Source organism: Flavobacterium sp. 22659 (genome assembly GCF_052044235.1).
Lineage (GTDB): Bacteria > Bacteroidota > Bacteroidia > Flavobacteriales > Flavobacteriaceae > Flavobacterium > Flavobacterium johnsoniae.
The window spans coordinates 404,462-424,397 of record NZ_JBQEMU010000001.1; the positions used below are offsets into that span (position 1 = coordinate 404,462).

The 19,936-nt window shown below is 34.0% G+C and carries 19 protein-coding genes; 9 read left to right on the plus strand and 10 right to left on the minus strand.

Annotation, left to right across the window (positions count from 1 at the left end; translation table 11 throughout):
* The first annotated feature begins 63 nt into the window (after positions 1-63).
* On the plus strand, positions 64-594 hold the full coding sequence (locus ACTJIW_RS01995) for an outer membrane beta-barrel protein (RefSeq protein WP_440715299.1): 531 nt from the start codon (positions 64-66) through the stop codon (positions 592-594).
* Between the two features lie 117 nt (positions 595-711).
* On the opposite strand, the gene obgE is transcribed toward ACTJIW_RS01995, so the two are convergent.
* The 4 genes from obgE to hpt all read right to left on the minus strand — a co-directional run bounded on the left by obgE (position 712) and on the right by hpt (position 4,375).
* Positions 712-1,713 (minus strand): GTPase ObgE, encoded by a 1,002-nt coding sequence (gene obgE, locus ACTJIW_RS02000; protein WP_012022510.1) that lies wholly within the window; start codon positions 1,711-1,713, stop codon positions 712-714.
* Between the two features lie 142 nt (positions 1,714-1,855).
* Positions 1,856-3,130, minus strand: a complete 1,275-nt coding sequence (locus ACTJIW_RS02005; RefSeq protein WP_073099567.1) for a hemolysin family protein — start codon at positions 3,128-3,130, stop codon at positions 1,856-1,858.
* 70 nt (positions 3,131-3,200) lie between these two features.
* A complete protein-coding gene (locus tag ACTJIW_RS02010; protein ID WP_012022512.1) occupies positions 3,201-3,773 on the minus strand; it encodes an adenylate kinase in 573 nt (190 codons plus the stop codon).
* Positions 3,774-3,844: 71 nt separating this feature from the next.
* Entirely contained in the window at positions 3,845-4,375 is a 531-nt protein-coding gene (hpt, locus tag ACTJIW_RS02015; RefSeq protein WP_073409078.1) for a hypoxanthine phosphoribosyltransferase, read from the minus strand.
* 187 nt (positions 4,376-4,562) lie between these two features.
* On the opposite strand from hpt, the gene ACTJIW_RS02020 reads away from it, so the two are divergent.
* From ACTJIW_RS02020 to ACTJIW_RS02050, 7 genes are all read left to right on the plus strand, one after another.
* Entirely contained in the window at positions 4,563-5,834 is a 1,272-nt protein-coding gene (locus ACTJIW_RS02020; protein WP_440715298.1) for a PQQ-dependent sugar dehydrogenase, read from the plus strand.
* A gap of 198 nt (positions 5,835-6,032) precedes the next feature.
* Entirely contained in the window at positions 6,033-8,123 is a 2,091-nt protein-coding gene (locus ACTJIW_RS02025; protein WP_440715297.1) for a TonB-dependent receptor, read from the plus strand.
* A 24-nt stretch (positions 8,124-8,147) separates the two neighbouring features.
* Entirely contained in the window at positions 8,148-8,705 is a 558-nt protein-coding gene (locus ACTJIW_RS02030) for a hypothetical protein (protein ID WP_044048202.1), read from the plus strand.
* A gap of 213 nt (positions 8,706-8,918) precedes the next feature.
* Positions 8,919-10,073 (plus strand): 5-(carboxyamino)imidazole ribonucleotide synthase, encoded by a 1,155-nt coding sequence (locus ACTJIW_RS02035; RefSeq protein ID WP_440715296.1) that lies wholly within the window; start codon positions 8,919-8,921, stop codon positions 10,071-10,073.
* Between the two features lie 115 nt (positions 10,074-10,188).
* On the plus strand, positions 10,189-10,671 hold the full coding sequence (gene purE, locus ACTJIW_RS02040) for a 5-(carboxyamino)imidazole ribonucleotide mutase (RefSeq protein WP_111285019.1): 483 nt from the start codon (positions 10,189-10,191) through the stop codon (positions 10,669-10,671).
* Between the two features lie 114 nt (positions 10,672-10,785).
* Positions 10,786-12,813 (plus strand): M3 family metallopeptidase, encoded by a 2,028-nt coding sequence (locus tag ACTJIW_RS02045; protein ID WP_440715295.1) that lies wholly within the window; start codon positions 10,786-10,788, stop codon positions 12,811-12,813.
* A gap of 133 nt (positions 12,814-12,946) precedes the next feature.
* A complete protein-coding gene (locus ACTJIW_RS02050; protein ID WP_440715294.1) occupies positions 12,947-13,606 on the plus strand; it encodes a SanA/YdcF family protein in 660 nt (219 codons plus the stop codon).
* A 188-nt stretch (positions 13,607-13,794) separates the two neighbouring features.
* Here ACTJIW_RS02050 and ACTJIW_RS02055 read toward each other — a convergent pair whose 3' ends face one another.
* The 6 genes from ACTJIW_RS02055 to ACTJIW_RS02080 form a co-directional block, all read right to left on the minus strand.
* Entirely contained in the window at positions 13,795-15,057 is a 1,263-nt protein-coding gene (locus ACTJIW_RS02055) for a cation:proton antiporter (RefSeq protein WP_012022525.1), read from the minus strand.
* Between the two features lie 204 nt (positions 15,058-15,261).
* The gene (locus tag ACTJIW_RS02060; RefSeq protein ID WP_440715293.1) at positions 15,262-16,734 is read right to left on the minus strand and encodes a hypothetical protein; all 1,473 of its coding nucleotides are present in this window, start codon (positions 16,732-16,734) and stop codon (positions 15,262-15,264) included.
* Between the two features lie 141 nt (positions 16,735-16,875).
* Positions 16,876-17,289 (minus strand): DUF1842 domain-containing protein, encoded by a 414-nt coding sequence (locus ACTJIW_RS02065; RefSeq protein ID WP_012022527.1) that lies wholly within the window; start codon positions 17,287-17,289, stop codon positions 16,876-16,878.
* Between the two features lie 320 nt (positions 17,290-17,609).
* Positions 17,610-18,065 carry a hypothetical protein gene (locus tag ACTJIW_RS02070; protein WP_440715292.1) on the minus strand — a complete coding sequence of 152 codons (456 nt, stop codon included), beginning with the start codon at positions 18,063-18,065 and terminating at the stop codon, positions 17,610-17,612.
* A gap of 135 nt (positions 18,066-18,200) precedes the next feature.
* A complete protein-coding gene (locus ACTJIW_RS02075; protein WP_012022529.1) occupies positions 18,201-18,671 on the minus strand; it encodes a hypothetical protein in 471 nt (156 codons plus the stop codon).
* A 22-nt stretch (positions 18,672-18,693) separates the two neighbouring features.
* On the minus strand, positions 18,694-19,110 hold the full coding sequence (locus ACTJIW_RS02080) for a hypothetical protein (protein WP_012022530.1): 417 nt from the start codon (positions 19,108-19,110) through the stop codon (positions 18,694-18,696).
* A 304-nt stretch (positions 19,111-19,414) separates the two neighbouring features.
* Here ACTJIW_RS02080 and ACTJIW_RS02085 point away from each other — a divergent pair, with 304 nt between their 5' ends.
* Entirely contained in the window at positions 19,415-19,918 is a 504-nt protein-coding gene (locus ACTJIW_RS02085) for a GbsR/MarR family transcriptional regulator (protein WP_440715291.1), read from the plus strand.
* The last annotated feature ends 18 nt before the right edge of the window (positions 19,919-19,936 follow it).

Below are 19,936 nucleotides of genomic sequence, written 5' to 3' on the forward strand. Positions count from 1 at the left end.
AACTTAAAACATTTCTTACAATTATATTTATTCTAAATTTGCCGCCAATTAAATAAATTAACCATGAAAAAATTATTAGCAGCAGTTGTATTATTAATTACAACAATTGCAAGCGCACAGAAAAATTCTATTTTATTAGGAGGAAATGTTGGATATGCTTCAGAAAAATTAGGAGATTCTAAACTTGAAAATTTCGAATTCTCACCAAGAGTTGGATACCAATTTGCAGAAAAATGGACTGCGGGAGTTGAAGGATCAATTATGAATGTAAAAACTACTGGGATAGATAAAACTGAAAAATATAAAATTGGAGGTTTTGTACGTTATTCAACTCCGCTTTCACAAATGTTTTCTGTTTTTGCAGATCTGGGTGCAGGGTATCAAAACACTTCAGTAAATAATGCAAAAGGTTTTTATGCCAGCTTAACACCTGCTTTATTTATTAATATGAAAAATGGTTTTGGGTTAAACTTCTCTATCGGAGGAATAAACTACGACAATCTTGATGGAAAAAATGATCCGAGACAAGAAAATTTAGGTTTCAATTTTGGAAAAACTCTAAACATTGGAATTTCTAAGAATTTTGGCCTATAAACTTTACAGGATTTAAGTTAGAAAGTAAAATCCTCTATACTTTTTGTTTTGTCATACAGAAAGTAAAAAACCCGGCAATCTGCATTGCCGGGTTTTTATATTTATAATAAAATGATATTATTCGTTAAGCATTTTCCAAAGCTTATCTTTTAAATCTGTCAAACCTTGCTGGGCAACAGATGAAATAAGCATATATGGAATATCTTTAAAAGAAACATCTAATTCAGCTTTTAATTCGGCCTTAAGTTCATCATCCAGCATATCACATTTTGAGATAACCAAAAGACGTTCTTTGTCTAACATTTCAGGATTATATTTTGTTAATTCATTCACCAAAATATCATACTCAGCTTTTATATCCGGTGTATCTACAGGAACTAAAAACAATAAAGTTGAATTACGTTCGATATGACGCAGGAAATAATGTCCTAAACCTTTTCCTTCTGCCGCACCTTCAATAATTCCGGGAATATCAGCAATTACAAAAGATTGAAAATCTCTGTAAGCAACAATTCCTAAATTTGGTTTTAGGGTTGTAAAAGGATAATCGGCAATTTTTGGTTTTGCAGAAGTCAATACAGACAATAAAGTAGATTTTCCTGCATTAGGAAAACCAACTAATCCAACATCGGCCAAAACTTTAAGTTCAAGGATAACGTCCATTTCTAAACCAGGTAAACCTGGTTGTGCATAACGAGGCGTTTGATTAGTCGAACTTCTAAAATGCCAGTTTCCTAAACCTCCTTTTCCTCCTTTTGCCAGAATTCTTTTTTCACCGTCTTCTGTGATTTCAAAAAGTACCTCGCCTGTTTCTTTGTCTTTTACAACAGTTCCTAATGGCACTTCAATAAATTTATCTTCTCCATCTGCTCCCGTACTTCTGTCTGATCCTCCATCTCCACCGTGACCAGCTTTAATATGGCGCGCAAACTTTAAATGAAATAATGTCCAGAGTCCTTTATTCCCAACTAAATACACATGTCCGCCTCGACCTCCGTCTCCACCGTCCGGACCGCCTTTTTCAATAAATTTCTCTCTATGTAAATGCGTAGATCCTTTTCCTCCCTTTCCGGATGAAACATATATCTTAACGTAATCTACAAAATTTCCTTCTGTCATTTTTCTGAATTTCAGATTTTAGATTTTAGATTTTAGATTACTCTAATTTCTATTTCTAAATTCTATTTTATTTATTTTTCAGTGCCAGTCCAGATTTTCAGCACAAACTGCGGCTGAAAACTTTGACTGAAAACTTTTTTATTTATTCTTTAAGCGTTTTTACAAGCACTTTATCAATTTTAACACCGTCCATATCGACAACTTCCAAGACGAATTTCTGCCAAACCAGTTTTTCTCCTTCTTTAGGAATATGAGAAAGCTCAGTCATAATCATTCCGCTTACTGTGTTTACTTCGTAATCATTTGTCAGCTCATCTAACTCAAAATACGTCAAGAAATCGTGCAGCGAATAATGTCCGTCAACCAGCCATGACCCGTCTTCTCTTTCTATAAGCTGGAATTCATCTTTGTAAAATTCTGATGCATCACCAACCAGCGCTTCCAGAATGTCATTTAAAGTAATCATTCCCTGAAAAACACCGTATTCATCTGAAACTAATGCATAATGAACTCCGGTTTTTTTGAAATTTTCTAAAGCTTTGTAAGCAGTAGTTTGTTCCATTAAATAAGGAGCATCTGTCATTATAGAAGCAAAATCAAAATTGTCGTTTTCGATATTGGCAAATATGTTTTTTAAAGTAACTACACCAACGATATCATCGTAATTTTCATTGTAAACCGGATAAACGGCATGCAAATCCTGAACAACTAATTCTTTGATTTTAGTTTTATCAGCATTCAACGGAAGCATATCTACTGATTTACGGTGTGTCATAAGCGAACTTACTTTTCGGTCGCCAATATGAAAAACACGCTCCACAATATCTTGTTCAATTTCCTGAACTTCCCCTACTTCTGTTCCTTCTTTAATGATAGCTTTAATTTCTTCTTCGGTAACTTTCCCGTCAGCAGTTGGTTTTATCTGAAAAATATTCAGTAAAAAATCTGTTGAAGAAGTTAATAACCAAATAAAAGGTGCAGTAATTATCGAAATTACTTTCATTGGCATTGCAACCATTTTAGCAATCGATTCCGGATAATTTAATCCAATTCGTTTTGGCAGCAATTCTCCTAAAACCAGAGAGAAAAACGTTAAAACAACAACCACAATTCCAACCGCAATTGAATGTGCGTAAGGTTTTAAAGCGGCAAATCCTGCAACAAAAACCTCAACGTCGGCAGTAATTTTATCTCCTGAATAAATACCCGTTAAAATACCAATTAAGGTAATTCCAATTTGAACTGTCGATAAAAATTTATTAGGCGAATTAGCCAGATCGAGTGCTGTTTTTGCACTTTTATTTCCTTTTTTTGCTGCTGTTTCCAGTCGGTTTTTTCTAGCTGAAATAAGGGCAATTTCAGACATAGAAAAAACTCCGTTTAATAGTATTAGAAAAAATATTATTAGTATTTCCAATGTTTAGTAGATTCGTTATTTATTTGGTTTTTCAATTATAAATTGCAACAGGGTTATTTTAATCCGTTTGTTACAAATTATCTATAACTGATGTTAAACGCTCTGTGATTTGTTCGATAGTTCCGATACCATCAACAGCGTAAAATTTGTTTTGATCTTTGTAATATCCAATTAAAGGAGCTGTTTTTTCGTTGTATTCCTGATATCTCACACGAATTTTTTCTTCGTCCTGATCGTCAGCTCTTCCGCTTGTTTTTCCTCTTTCAAGTAAACGTTTTACCAAAATTTCATCATCAGCTTCTAAAGCAATTGTAGCTGTTACGCTAGAACCAATTGTTGGTAAAAATTTATCTAAAGCTTCTGCCTGATCTAAAGTTCTTGGATATCCGTCGAATAAAAATCCTGCACTATCCGGATGTTTTTTTACTTCGTCAATTAACATTGCAGTTGTTACTTCACAAGGAACTAATTCTCCGTTGTCCATAAAAACTCTTGCTTGTTTTCCTAGTTCAGTATCATTTTTTAAATTGAAACGAAAAATATCTCCTGTAGAAAGGTGAGTTAAATTGTATTTTTCTTTTAAAAATTCTGCCTGAGTTCCTTTTCCTGCACCAGGCTTTCCAAATAAAACGATGTTAATCATAATGAATGTACGTGTTGTTACTTCTTATTTTTCAAGAAGTTTTAAATGAATATATAGTTGTGTTTTGTTTATTATTCTGCTAATTTGTAAACTTCAGTCAGGTTTCTTCCTAAACCGTCATAGTCAAGTCCGTAACCTACAATGAATTTATTTGGGATTCTGATTCCCACATAATCAATTTTCATGTCTTTTTTATAAGCCTCTGGTTTAAAGAACAAAGCTGCCACTTTAAAGTGCTTTACATTTTGTGCTTTAAATAAATGCTTCAACTCTTCGATTGTATTTCCTGTATCGACAATATCTTCTATAATGACAACACTTCGGCCTGACAAATCCTGATTAATTCCAATTAATTCTTTAACTGAATTTGTTGTTTCAGTTCCTTCATAAGAAGCCATTTTTATAAATGAAACTTCGCATGGTTTTTTATACTTTTTTAAAAAATCGGAAACCACCATAAAGGCACCGTTTAAAACTCCAATAAAAATAGGAGTATCATCTCCAAAATCATCTTCTACCTGAGCCGCTAATTTGGTTAAAGCAAAATCAATTTCTTTAGCCGAAATAAACGGAACAAATTGTTTATCGTGAAGTTGTATCATTATTTTTCTTTTTAAAATAATGGACAAAGATACAGAATTAGAACTTAACAGTTTATATCAAAATAAGCAGTCCAAGTATATTTTTTTACGAATGTTAAAGATCAGTTAATATTTACAAATGCCTTCTTGTCGCTATTTTTAATTTTATTAAATTGTTCTGATATAATTATTTAACTCCAAAAAACCAATGAAAAAATCCTTAACCTTATTTTCAATACCACTATTGGCATTAATGACTGCCTGCAACGGACAGGTGAAAAAAGAAGAAAAAGAAGCTTTAGCAAAACAGCCTGGCAATGTTGTTAAAACTGCTGTTGGAGACATTACGCTTCCTCCTCCATATGCAACCGAATCTAAAACAAACAACAGCAAAGTTATTGGCTGGCCAAAAGATAAAACTCCTAAAGCACCGGAAGGTTTTACAGTAACAAAATTTGCAGATGGATTCGAAAATCCGCGTTGGACTTACATTGCTCCTAATCAGGATATTTTTATAGTAGAAAGCGGAACAAGAACCAGTAAAAATCAAATTACGGTTTTGCGCGATAAAGACAAAGATGGAAAATTTGAAACTCGTGAGGTTTTTATTTCTGGTTTAAACAAACCTTTTGGAATGCTGGTTTTAAAAGACTTTTTCTACATCGCAAATACTGACGGATTATACCGTTATCCTTATAAAAACAATCCGCTGAAATTAGAAACAAAAGGCGAAAAAATACTTGAGCTTCCTGCCGGAGGTTACAACAATCACTGGACGCGAAATTTATTAGCAAGTCTGGACGGAAGCAAAATTTATGTTTCTGTAGGTTCAGGAAGTAATAATGCTGAACATGGTGTAGACAAAGAAGTTCGCCGAGCCGGAATTTTGGAAATTAATCCTGACGGAACTGGTGAAAAAATCTACGCTTCGGGACTTCGAAATCCGGTTGGAATGGACTGGAATCCTGTTAATAAAGAACTTTGGACTGCGGTAAACGAACGTGATGAATTAGGCGATGACTTAGTTCCGGATTATATTACAAGCGTAAAAAGAGATGGCTTTTATGGATGGCCTTATTCTTATTTTGGAAGTATTCCTGATCCAAGAATGAAAGGCGAAAGAAAAGATTTAGTTGAAAAAGCAATTGTTCCGGATGTTCCGGTTGGTGCTCATACAGCTTCATTAGGATTGGCTTTTTACACAAAAGATGCTTTTCCTGCAAAATATAAAAATGGTGTTTTCGTTGGACAACACGGATCTTGGAACCGCTCTAAAATTTCGGGTTACAAAGTTTTATTCGTTCCTTTTAAAGATGGAAAACCTTCGGGAAAACCAGAAGATTTTTTAACAGGTTTTATTTCTGATGAAAATAAGGCAGAAGTTTACGGGCGTCCGGTTGCCGTGACGGTTATGAACGATGGTTCTCTTTTAGTAAATGACGACAGCAGTAATACTATTTGGAAAGTGACAGCCAAATAAATATTCTAAATTTCAATTTCTAAAACCCAAATTCCAATCTGGATAGGGATTAGAACCACTATAAAAGAAAATTTTAAACACATAGAGACATAGATTTTGCTTAAAAAGAAGTTGTTAAATACATGAAACGCCTTTTTTGCCTCAATCAATGCTATGTTTCTATGTGTTAAAAAAAATGCTGCCCCTTAATTTTATCTTATGATTTTAAAAAAATATTGTTTTCTTGTTTTTGTACTTTTTGTTTTTCAAAACATAGAAGCACAAAAAAAGGTAAGCAAAACTATTGATTCTCTCAAAACTGAAAAGCTGAAAGAAGTTGTTATCAGTTCACTGCACATTAATAATAGTTTATTAAATACCCCGGCTTCGATAGGTATTCTTTCAAAAAAAGATTTGCTGCAAAATAATACCACAGATATTACAACGGTAATCAATACAATTCCGGGTGTTTTTATGCAGTCTTCTAATTTTACAACAAGCCGAATTTCTATTCGCGGTATTGGCGCAAGAACCACCTATGGAACCAATAAAATCAGAGCTTTTTATGGCAGTATTCCATTAACATCCGGAAACAGCGAAACGGTTATTGATGATATTGATCTCGAAAATCTCAATCAAATCGAAATTATTAAAGGTCCGCTTTCGAGTGTTTATGGCGCAGGTTTGGGCGGTGCAATTTTAATTTCACCTCAACTTTCTAATAACGGAGACCAAAGTGCGGGAATAAGTACTGTTTTTGGTTCTTTTGGATTATTAAAAAACAGCCTGAATTTTGGTTTAGATGAAAAATCAGGAAGTTTGAACATCAGCTACCACAATTTAAAAACGGACGGCTGGCGGGAAAACAGTTCTTATAATCGCGAAGGAATTACACTTGCCGGAGAATTATTCCGAAAAGAAAACAGCAAATTTACCTACTTTTCAAATTATACTTATTTAAAGGCTTTTATTCCGAGTTCGATTAGTAAAGAAGTTTTTAATACAAATCCAAAAGCTGGAGCGCCAACCTGGGTGGCTTCAAAAGGTTATAAAGAATACAAATCGGTTTTGGGCGGATTGGCTTATGATTTTAATATTAATGAAAATTTGAAGAATTCAACTTCAGTTTTTATCAATTATAAAGACAGCAACGAACCTCGTCCATTTGATATTCTTCGTCAATATACATTTGCGACAGGTGCAAGAACTCAATTTTCGGGAAATTTTAAAATTGGAAGAGTCGAAAATCAGTTTATTGCCGGTGCAGAATATTTTACAGATACGTATAATGGAAATACTTTTCAAAATCTTTATCAGCAAAATAATGGTTTAGGAAGTCTGCAGGGAAATCAACTTACAGAAACGGATCAAAAAAGACATTTCTACAATATATTTTCCCAATTAAGAACTTTATTATCTGATCAATTAGAAATTCAGGCAGGTTTAAATTATAACAAAACCAGATTTGACCTCAACAATTATACAGAAAACATCAATGAAGAATATAGTTATGATGGCATTTTTTCGCCGCAAATTTCATTTCTATACAAACCACATTCTTTAAAAACACTTTATTTTTCTGTCAGCCGGGGATTTTCACTTCCTGCCACAGAAGAAACACTTACAAGTGAAGGCAAAATCAATCCTGACATAAAACCTGAAAACGGATATAATTTTGAAGTCGGTGGAAAATTCTACTTTTTCAACAAAAGACTTTATACCGAAATATCTTTGTACCGAATGGAGATTAAAGACTTACTGGTTGCCAAAAGAGTCGGCGATGACCAATATGTGGGCACAAATGCGGGAAAAACATTTCATGAAGGAATCGAAATTACTTTAAATCACAATTGGCCCATTAATCGATTTTTGGCGTTGAACTCTTATTTAGCAGGATCTATAGGAAATTACAAATTCAAAGAATTTATTGACAGCGGTAATGATTTTTCTGGAAACAAACTAACAGGAGTTGCTCCTCAAAAAATTAATGCAGGCATAACATTAAATACCAATATTGGCGTTTACTTTAGTACTGATTATCAATTTGTGGGAGAAATTCAGCTAAATGATGCCAACACAGCTTATTCAGATTCATACAATATTCTGAATTTAAAAACTGGTTATCGATTTGAAATTTTACAAGGTTTAACGAGCCATATTTCTGCCGGGGTAAACAATGTAACCAATGAGAAATATGCTTCGCTGATTCTGCCAAATGCAGTACCAACAGGAAACTCATCTCCACGATATTATTATCCGGGACTTCCTGTAAATTATTACGGAGCCGTATCCTTAAATTATTTATTTTAGATGCTTGAAACCAAAACAAATTCAATGACCGTACTTTCTGAATTGCAGGAAAAACTGGATTATGTAAGCGCTTATCGGGAAAACCGTTTAAAGTGCGCACAGGATGTTCTCGAAAATCCATATTTGTTTAATGAATTAATTTCGATTTGTTTTTCGCCCGAAGACAAAAACAATCACAAAGCCTGCTGGATTTTAGAGTTTGTATCGTATGAAGAATTGCTTTGGCTGCAGCCTCATCTTGATTTTTTCTTTTCGAATCTAAAAGTTTTAAAAGACGAAAGTTCTATTCGCCCTATTGCAAAAGTCGTACAGCTCTTAGTGAAATCACATTATAAAAAAGACGAAAATAGCATTCATTTATCAGAAAAAAATCTTCAGGACTGCATAGAGGCAAGTTTTGACTGGCTTATTAATGATGTAAAAGTTGCGACAAAAGCATATTCTATAAGAACATTATATGTTTTAGGAAACCACTACGACTGGATTCATCCTGAATTACAAATCATCCTGAATAAAGATTACGGAGATCATTCGGCAGCTTACAAAGCCGTAGCACGCGAAGTTTTAAAAAAAATTGAATAGTTTTAATAGCCACGAATTCACGAATTATTTTTAAACATAGGTTTAATAAAAATTCGTGAATTCGTGGCAAAAAACAAAAAGTAGAAAATCATTTTTCATCCTTTTATCCCGATAGCTATCGGGAGTGGCAAAACTTTATCAATTCGTGGCGAAAAAAACTAAATTTTGGCTGAAAAAAGATTAAAAAGTATCTTTGCAAAAACACAACTCAAAATGAATTATTTTTCTTCTGATTTTAAATTAGGAATATTAGGCGGCGGACAATTAGGCAAGATGCTTTTGTTCGACACCAGAAAATTTGACATACAAACTTACGTTCTGGATCCAAGCGACGAAGCACCAAGTAAAATTGCCTGCAACAAATTCTTTAAAGGCGATTTAATGGATTACGAAACGGTTTACAATTTTGGAAAACAAGTCGATGTTCTGACTTTTGAAATCGAATTGGTAAACCTTGAAGCTTTAACGCAGTTAGAAAACGAAGGCGTAAAAGTATATCCGTCTCCTAAAACTTTAAAAGGAATTCAGAATAAAGGAACTCAAAAAGATTTTTATACTCAAAGTAATATCCCAACTGCATCATATTTACGTTTTGAAAGTCCTGCACATTTGCAAAAATCTGTTGGAAACAACGAAATCACTATTCCGTTTGTATGGAAATGCACCGAGTTTGGATATGACGGAAATGGCGTAAAAGTAATTCGTCAGATTTCAGACATGGACGATTTACCAAATGTAGAATGTATTGCAGAAACGATGGTTCCTTTCAAAAACGAATTGGCGGTAATTGTAGTAAGAAATCCATCAGGAGAAATTAAAACATATCCGGTTGTAGAAATGGAATTTCACCCAGAAGCAAACCAAGTTGAATACGTAATATGCCCGGCAAGAATCGACGAAAAAGTGGCAGAAAAAGCCAGAGCAATTGCTTTGAATGTTTCAGAAAAATTCAATCACGTTGGACTTTTGGCTGTTGAAATGTTTCAAACCAATGAAGATGAAATTTTGGTAAACGAAGTTGCTCCGCGCCCTCATAATTCAGGTCATTATTCTATTGAAGCAAGTTATACTTCACAATTCGAGAATCATTTACGTGCTATTTTAGATCTTCCGTTAGGAAACACAGACAGTAAAGTTGCCGGAATTATGGTAAATTTAGTGGGTGCCGAAGGTCATTCTGGAAATGTAGTATATGAAAACATCGAAACCATTTTAGGCTGGGATGGCGTTACACCGCATATTTACGGTAAAAAACAAACACGTCCGTTCAGAAAAATGGGTCACGTGACAATTGTAAATGAAAATATGCAGGAAGCAAGACGAATTGCACAAGAAGTTAAGAATACAATTAAAGTGATTAGCGCTTAAATTAGTTTGCAGTCACAGTTTACAGTTTACAGTTTACAGTTTAAAACTATAATATTTTTTAAGTATCAGAAATAACTTGAAACCTGAAACTTAAAACTTGAAACAAATAAAAAACATGAGCAAAGTAGCCATTATAATGGGAAGCATCTCAGATATGCCAGTTATGCAGGATGCAATCGACATATTAAAACAATTTAATGTAGAAGTTGAAGTAGATATCGTTTCGGCACACAGAACGCCAGAGAAATTATTCGATTTCAGTAAAAATGCACATACTCGCGGCATTTCGGTAATTATTGCTGGAGCGGGCGGTGCAGCACATTTACCGGGAATGGTGGCTTCAATGTCTCCGCTTCCTGTAATTGGAGTTCCTGTAAAATCAAGCAATTCGATTGATGGATGGGATTCTGTTTTATCAATCCTGCAAATGCCAGGAGGCGTTCCTGTTGCAACTGTAGCTTTAAACGGTGCAAAAAATGCTGGAATTTTAGCAGCGCAAATCATTGGAAGCCATGACAAAAAAGTTTTAGATACTATTATTTCTTATAAAGAAGAACTCAAAGCTGCGGTTAATAAAGCGGCTGAAAGTCTTAAATAGTTTTCAGTCTCAGAGAGCACTGAAAATTGAGACTGTGACTGAAAACTAAAAAAACAACTCTTTAGTCTCATTTTTTCATACTGAAAACTGGGACTGAGACTGAAAACTAAAAAAATGAGCGTTTTAACACAATACTTTAACACCAAACATAATACCGCGCCTTTTTCGCAAATTAAAATCGAAGATTATGTTCCTGCTTTCAACGAAGGAATTGCTTTGGCTAAAGCCGAAATTGATGCGATTGTAAATAATCCAGATGCGCCAACTTTTGAAAACACAATCGTAGCGATGGATTATTCAGGCGATATTTTGGATCGTCTTTCGAGTATTTTCTTCAATTTGAATTCAGCTGAAACGAATGACGAAATGCAGAAAATTGCACAGGAAGTTTCGCCTTTACTTTCAGAATTTGGAAATGACATTCGTTTGAATGCAGATTTATTTGCGAGAGTAAAAGCCGTTTACGATCAAAAAGAAAGTTTAGGTTTAAATCCTGAACAAACAACTTTATTAGATAAAAAATACAAAAGTTTTTCGAGAAACGGAGCTAATCTGCCAGAAGACAAGAAAAACCAGTTAAGAGAAATCGACAAAGAATTATCGAAATTGAGTTTACAATTTGGCGAAAATGTTTTAGCAGAAACCAACAACTTCGAATTGCATTTAACTGATGAAAAAGATTTATCTGGTTTACCAGAAGGAACGATCGAAGCTGCTAGATTATTAGCCAAAAATCAGGAAAAAGAAGGCTGGATTTTCACTTTAGATCATCCAAGTTATATTCCGTTTTTAACTTATGCTGATAATCGCGAACTGCGTAAAAAAATGGCGATTGCTTTTGGAGCAAAAGCATTTCAGAATAACGAATTTAACAATGAAGAAAATGTTCTAAAAATTGCTAAACTCCGTCACGAAAGAGCCAATTTATTAGGTTACAAAACACACGCACATTTTGTTCTGGAAGAAAGAATGGCTGAAAGTCCAGAGAAAGTTTTCTCTTTCTTAAATGATTTATTGGCAAAAGCTAAACCAGCAGCTCAAAAAGAATTTGCTGAGTTAACTGCTTTCGCGAAAGAATTGGACGGAATAGAACAATTAGAAAAATGGGACGGTGCTTATTATTCTGAAAAATTAAAACAACAGCTTTTTAATTTAGACGATGAAAAGCTGAAACCTTATTTTCAATTAGAAAAAGTATTAGACGGCGCTTTTACAGTTGCTAAAAAATTATACGGCTTAACTTTTACCGAGGTTTTTGATATCGATAAATATCATGAAGAAGTTACCACTTATGAAGTAAAAGATGCTAATGACAATTTAGTTTCTATTTTCTACGCTGATTTCTTCCCAAGAAAAGGAAAAAGAAACGGTGCATGGATGACTTCATTCAAATCGCAATATGTGAAAGACGGCGTAAACGAAAGACCGCATATTTCTAACGTTTGTAATTTCACGAAACCAACCGAAACAAAACCTTCATTATTAACTTTTAATGAAGTAACGACTTTATTCCACGAATTTGGACATGGTTTGCATGGAATGCTGGCTGATACAGTTTATCCAAGTTTATCCGGAACTTCTGTTTACTGGGATTTTGTAGAATTACCAAGTCAGATTATGGAAAACTGGTGTTACGAACCGGAAGCTTTGGCTTTGTTTGCGAATCATTATGAGACGGGAGAAATCATTCCGATTGAATATGTACAGAAAATTAAAGAAAGTGCAAGTTTCCAAGAAGGTTTAGCAACGCTGCGCCAATTAAGTTTTGGATTATTAGACATGGCTTGGCACGGACAAGATCCAACTTCTATTACAGATTTAAAGACTTTCGAAACTGAACAATTTGCTAATACACAATTGTATCCAGATGTAAAAGAAAATGCTATGAGTGCCGCTTTTTCTCATATTTTTCAAGGCGGCTATTCTTCTGGATATTACAGCTACAAATGGGCTGAAGTTCTGGATGCTGATGCTTTTGAATATTTCCATGAAAATGGAATTTTCAACGAAGAAATTGCTAAGAAATTTAAAGATAACGTTCTTTCAAAAGGAGGAACAGAACATCCAATGACTTTATACAAACGTTTTAGAGGTCAGGAACCAAAACCGGAAGCTTTGCTGAAAAGAGCGGGATTGCTTTAATTTTAGATTTTAGACCCGATAGCTATCGGGATAGATTTCAGATTATAACCGAAGTAGAAATGCTTCGGTTTTTTATTTGTTTTACTTTAACTATCTTCGCATTTTTTAAATCTTAATCTTACAAAAATAAGTCGTGAAAAAATATATCAAAATAGCGTTTTACCTTGCCATTATCGGGTTAATTGCGATTGTTGCAGTAAATTATTGGGTAAAATCTTCAACCGAAACCAAGATTTATTACTCAATTAAAAAGTTACCTAAAAATGATGTGGGAATTATTTTTGGAGCAGGAATTAACGGAGATCAGCCGAGCAAATATTTAAAAGATCGTTTGGATGCCGGAATTATGCTTTGGAAAGCAAAACGTATCAATAAAATTTTACTTTCGGGAGATAATGGCCGTGATGAATATGATGAATTAACTGTAATGAAAAATTACTGTTATAATCAGGGTGTTGATACAACTAAAATATTTGTTGATTATGCGGGTTTTGATACTTACTCAACAATGTATCGTGCTAAACATATTTTCAAAATTAAGAAAGCCACTTTAATCTCTCAGGAATATCATTTAAACCGTGCGGTTTATATTGGCAACAAATTAGAAATAAAGTCAGTTGGTTTTTCTGCTAATAATGGAGAATATTTAGGATACAAATATGTTACTTTTAGAGAATACCTTTCTGTTTTTAAATCTTTCTTTGATGTTCTGAGAAATCGCGAACCTCGTTTTTTAGGCGGAGAGATTAATATTAACGGAGAATCGAACTATTCTAAAGAAGATAAACGATAAATAAAATATTGTGTCGCTCCGCTGGAGCTTTTGATATTTGGAATCGCATTTTCTATAAATATTATGCTCCTCTGGAGCTATAAAAAAAGGACTGTCTCAAAAGTGAGTAAGTCCTTTTTTTAGTTTTAAAAATAAAATCTTTATTCTAGCATTTATTTTCTTTGCTCTTTATTCTTGATTCTATTTTCTTATTCTTTCTCCAAAACTCTTTTAGCTAATTTTCCAACTGTAAGTCCTTGTACAACAATTGAAAATAAGACCACGATATAAGTCACTTCAAGTAAAAGGTTTTTATATTCTCCTTCAGGCATAGAAAGTACCAAAGCAATCGAAACTCCACCGCGAATTCCGCCCCAAACCAAAACCATCAACGAACCTTTATTATAAGCAGATTTAATTCCGAAGAACTTAAAAATGTCGAAGAATTTCCAAGGCAGAACTATAGAAGTCAATCTTGAGAAAAGAACAATAAAAATAGCTACAAATCCTGTTAGCAATTGTTTGTTCAAATCTGGAAGTAATAACAATTCAAAACCAATAAATAAGAATAGAACTGCATTTAAGATTTCGTCGATAAGTTCCCAAAACTTTCCTAAGTAATCTTTAGTTACTTCGCTCATCGCAACTTTTTTACCATAGTTTCCAATAATTAATCCGGCAACAACCATCGCCAGCGGACTTGAAACGTGTAAACTCTGTGCAACTAAAAATCCGCCAGTTACAATTGAAAGTGTTATTAAAACCGAAACCTTATAATCGTCGATTTTCTTCATGACTTTTGATGCTGTAAATCCAAAAACGGCTCCTAATAAAAGTCCGCCAATTCCTTCTTTTGCAAAAAGCCAGGCGATAGAACTAAAACTCACGTCAAATGTTGGGTCAGTTGCCATTTTAAGAACAACAGCAAACATTACTACCGCTACTCCATCGTTAAATAAGGATTCTCCAACAATTTTAGTTTCTATTCTTTTAGGAACTTTGGCTTCTTTTAAAACTCCCAGAACCACGATTGGATCGGTTGGAGAAATCAGTGTTCCAAAAACCAGACAGAATACATAAGGAATATTGATTCCTAAAAACGGTGCGATATAATATAAGAGCATCGAAATAATTAAAGCAGATAATACAACGCTTACTGTAGAATAAATCATAATAGGCACTTTCTGTTCTTTCAAATCAGCCATATTTACGTGCAGTGCTCCAGCAAATAAAAGAAAATTCAACATTGCTCCCATTAAGATTTCATTGAAATCAAATTCTTTTATTAAATCAAAAAAATGTCTTGTAGTAGCAGGAAAATAAGAATCTCCCAGTAAGCGAATTCCAACTGAAACCAACATGGCAATAATCATGATTCCTATCGTTCCCGGAAGTTTTAAAAATCTTAAATTCAAATAGGCGAAGAAAGAAGCTAGTACAATAAGTACTGAAAAAGTGTAGTATAATTCCATAAATTGTGATTTTTACAAAAATATCTTTCTCATTATTTAATTTAAAATTTCAAGTAGTGAATTAACATAACTTTATAATTTTCAGAAAAACATTCTTAAAAAGCCTAACTTCTTTCAAAAGAAAACAAACAATAAATAGAAAAACCGAAGCAATGCTTCGGTTTTTCACCTTTTGGAGCAAAATCAATAAAACACCTTAGTGTATTATTTATTGTTACGAACAAACTCATCAAACTGTTTTAGTTTAAGTGATTCTGTTTCTTCTATACGTTGTACTTTCAGGTTAGCATTACCTGCATTTTTCCCTGTTACCGGTTTAGGTTTTGTTGTGTATAAGTAAGACTCGAAAATGTGGCTTAAATACAAAGGCGATTTTCCTATACCGCGGGTTTTATCAAAATTTTGAGATTGATGACAAGTAAAGCAGTTTACCAAATTGCCGGCATTAATTTTATGAATGCTGTCTTTAAATGTCTGCGTATAAGTTTCCATTGTAATATTGGCCAAATTTGAAGAGCCTCTTGCCAATGAATCTGGAAGCACACTTGATATTTGTCTTTTTACAATTGCTTTCGCCTGATCTGAAGGAGACATTCCATCAGTATCCAGCCAAATTGAGCCATTGTAAAAGTAGTTTTTGAAAACATCATTTAGTTTTGAAGCTACACATTTATTAATGAAATCAATATTATTAAAATTAACTGGCTCTGACTGGCTTGTTTTCATGTATGCATTAGTTTCAACAACTTTTGGAACACCATATTCATAAAGAACAAATGCTTTACCTGGCACTAATGGTTTCTTATTAGTTCTATCCCAAGTAATACCTTTTAAGCCTGAATCTGTACCGCTTTCATAAAGCAGTTTTTCATCCTTTGATGTTACAGAATTATTTTTCCAGTCATAAATTGGAGCCATGTCTTTATGCTCAAAAGTAGCCCAGATAAATTCAGGATGATTTTTTACAACTCCTACAACATGCATTCCCAATAATGCAACCGATTTTGCTTCGTATTGTCCGGTTTTATTTTTAACTGCAGCTTTAGTAATAAAGTAATCTCCTAATTTTTCTTTTGGAATTGAAGCTGTGCTGATCCATGAAACTTTTAATTCAAGCGAACCAACCGGAAATGTTTCCAGATTTGAATAAGGTGTTTTTCCGCTGTTGATTTCTGAAGCTGCAATAATTGCTTTATCAAATAATATTTTGTTTACGTGTATAGAATAAAATACAGTATCGCCAGCCGTTTTTCCCGGAACGACCTTTGGATTAGAGACTAAAACGCCGCCCGGACCTGCCTGAGCAATTGAGGTTAAAACCAATTTTACGCCTAGCTGCGGGCTGACACGTTCCATTTCGGGAGTAACAATATCTAAAGAATCTAAAAACAGCGGATTGCCGCTTGGAAGAGGTTTTGTTACCCATAAAAATTTTTGCCATGACCATTGATGAAAAATACAATTGGTAGTGCTTGAAGTATCAAATGGACTTCCGTCGCCTTCTGCTGGCGCGGGAGTCTGCTCATGCGGAAACCAGCTGGCTTCGCAGTTACAAGGTTCAGCTGCATTATCGGCATACGCGGTTTTATCCATTATTTTTTCTTTATTCAAAAAAAGTAATGAGCCCGCTGCTGCTGTAAGAACAACTGCTGTGGTTATAATTGTTTTCTTTTTCATTTTTTGAGATTTATTTTTTGGGTAATAAAAAAGGGCCGTCTAAACTAGACGACCCTTTAAATCAAAACAGTAACCAAATCAGGAACTCTATTAAATTCCTAATCATATCGTTTTTGGAGTTGTTAAAATTTGGGGTCTTTTTTATGCCAACTCAGCTTGTAAATTTGCAGCAGCTTTTACTGGTACGTTTTCAATATCATGTTGATAATATGAAAAACCTCCTGTTCCATTCCATGAACCATCAATCGCTAAATGAGCATCAAAATCTGCTAAAAAAGCACCAATTGCAGGAGGAGGGAAAGTGTGAACATACTGTCCTTTTAAACTCACAACTTGAGTAAATTGTCCAAATCCAGTTGCATATATTTTTCCAGTTACCGGAACAACAATATGGCTATCAGGGCCATGTACAGCCTGAGTAATTACTACTGTACCAGAAACAGAATTTTGTGATGGTACAACAACTAAACTAAATGATGCAATTGGAGCACCTGGTGTTCCAACATTTCCAATTGTGCCTTTTGCTAAGTAAGCACCTGCTAATAAATCTGACATAACTTTTCGTTTTTGGTTTCCTACTCGTATGGCTTTTCGGATCCGCCTCGTTTTTTTTAGTGGGTTCTGCTCCACCTATTTGATTTGTTTTATTATTTAATTGCTTTTAACCAACATTTTAAATAATAGGATTGGGTTTATTTCTATACCAAAACTATATTAGATAGATAGACATAATTAAAAAAATGTTATGAAATGAGAATTCTGAGTCATAAAACTCGAAAAAGATGACAAAAGAAAAAATAAGCTGTTTTTATTTTTTTCAATTATCTTAAAAATGACTTTCAAAAACACCGTAAAACGAGTCCTTCAGATAGTCCTCAGCATCCGCTCGTAGAAGGTCTTACACAAATAGGCAATACAACTGTACGGCTCAAGGAACTGTCATTGTAACTAAAAGTTAAATTACCAGGAATACTTTTAAGTGTAAGAGTAACCGCAGCAATTCCAGTCCAAACATTTAAATTATCATCGTAAGGCAAAGGCGGGTCATTATAGGCAAATTCTACATTAATTGAAGTTATAATTAGCTTGCCGCTATATTGCAGATCAACAGGCAGTATACTCCAGCAGATTTTACTGCCAGACACAACGCAAGTCTGTAATTGATCAGTGCCTTCAAATTCAGAATATTTACTTCTGTTATCAACTACATAACAGCCTTTTTCTGGATTGTTTGTATACAACATATTAACATCAACCCATACTTGGATAAAGACAGTACATGTTGACGGAGCAATTTTAGATTTTCTTATTTCTTTATTACTTTCAATCACAGTATTAATTTATTGAGTTTAACCAACTGCTGTCAATTTTATTCTTAATGAATGACATATAAAATATTTTCAATAATAAAGAATTAGTACCTCCGAGGAAACTAGGAGGTACTAATTTGTAATACACTTAAAATATTATGCGGTGCATGTTAAAAATGGGTCCCACCAGTAATACTGCATAGGTGCCCCCCCAACAGATACTCCTATTTTAATTTGATAAGTACATTGTCCTTGAACCATAGCAGTTCCTAACCACTGATATGATCCTGTCGCCTGTGGTGCCGGCCATCCCCAATTTCCAAAAATATTTGTACCATTAGAAATCTCAAGCCCCACAATTTGAACAGTATCTCCCTGTTGTCCAGCGGCATCAATAGGAAAAACATTAAATGCGATTCCAAAACCTGCTGTAACTTGTGAAGACAGCTCAAGTCCACCTTCTCCTGTACTGCCGCCAACTGCATTATTATCCATCATATAAATACCAGTTCCTGCGTATGGACCAGAAGTCTGGCTATATAAAAAGACTGTATCAACTGCAATATTGATTACTCTTGCAGGAATTACAGAGCTTGCGCTAAAAGCTAAATTTGTTCTATTATTCATAGTTTTATTTTTTAATTAATTATTAAGCAGTAACAGGTATAATAGTTACAGGCAGAGTTACTGTTATAGATTGCCCTCCTCCATTATAGCTGAATACTATATTTGAATTAACATTTCCTCCAACAGTTGATGTTGTAAGCTGTCCTGTAAACATATTAGGAGATCCTGGAACTGGAGCCGGCGGAGTCGCCCATCCAGATTGAGCTCCAACCTGAGTAATTGCAAATTCATTAGCAAACTGAGGATCGATTGGTAAAACCGACCAGCATACATTACTACCAGTGATTACTTTAGTAGTTAAGTTTGCCGAACCTTCACCAGTTGATTGCTGGCTTTTGTTACTAACAGCATAACATCCGTTAGTACTTCCTTGTTTTAGTGAATTGACATCTGCCCACACTTGAACAAAGACCGTGCATTGATTTGTAGGTATTGACATTGTTTTTTGGTTTATTTTCCTTACTCATAAGGCTTTTCGGGTTCCGCCTCGTTTTTTATAGTGGGTTCTGCTCCACATTTAAATCAAGTAGAAAATAGATCTTGGGCTAGCTTAATTATATTTCCACGAACGAAATTATATTACAATTCTTACACACTAAGAAAAAATGTCATAAAACACAAAATATTATGTATGAACCACTTAAAACAACAACACTAAAACTATTCTTACACATAACGAAGCAAAAACTTTCAAACTTTCAATTATTTTTGAAAGTTTGAAAACTTTTATATACATTTGTCTCATGGAATTCAAAGAAGCAAAAAATAAGTTTGTACAAACCTGGGGAGCTTTAGGTTCTCAATGGGGAATTAATAAAACTATGGCACAAATCCATGCTTTATTAATGGTTTCGAATGAACCTGTTTCTATGGAAGAAATTATGGAAGAATTGCAAATTTCCCGCGGAAACGCAAGTATGAACCTGAGAGGTTTAATGGATTGGGGAATTGTTTATAAAGAATATAAAGCCGGAGAAAGAAAAGAATTTTTTACCGCAGAAAAAGATTTGGATGAACTAGCAGTAAAAATCTCCAGAGAAAGAAGTAAAAGAGAAATTAAACCTACTCTAAAAATCTTAAAAGAAGTTTCGACAATAGAACCAAAAGATTCTGCTGAAGAAAAACACTTTGTAGATCAAACAGAAAAACTATATGATTTCGTTTTAAAAGTTGACAACATGCTTGACAAAGTAACAGAAATGAATGAAAACTGGCTGGGCCGTATGGTTATCAAATTACTCAAATAAAAAAATTTAATTCAAACT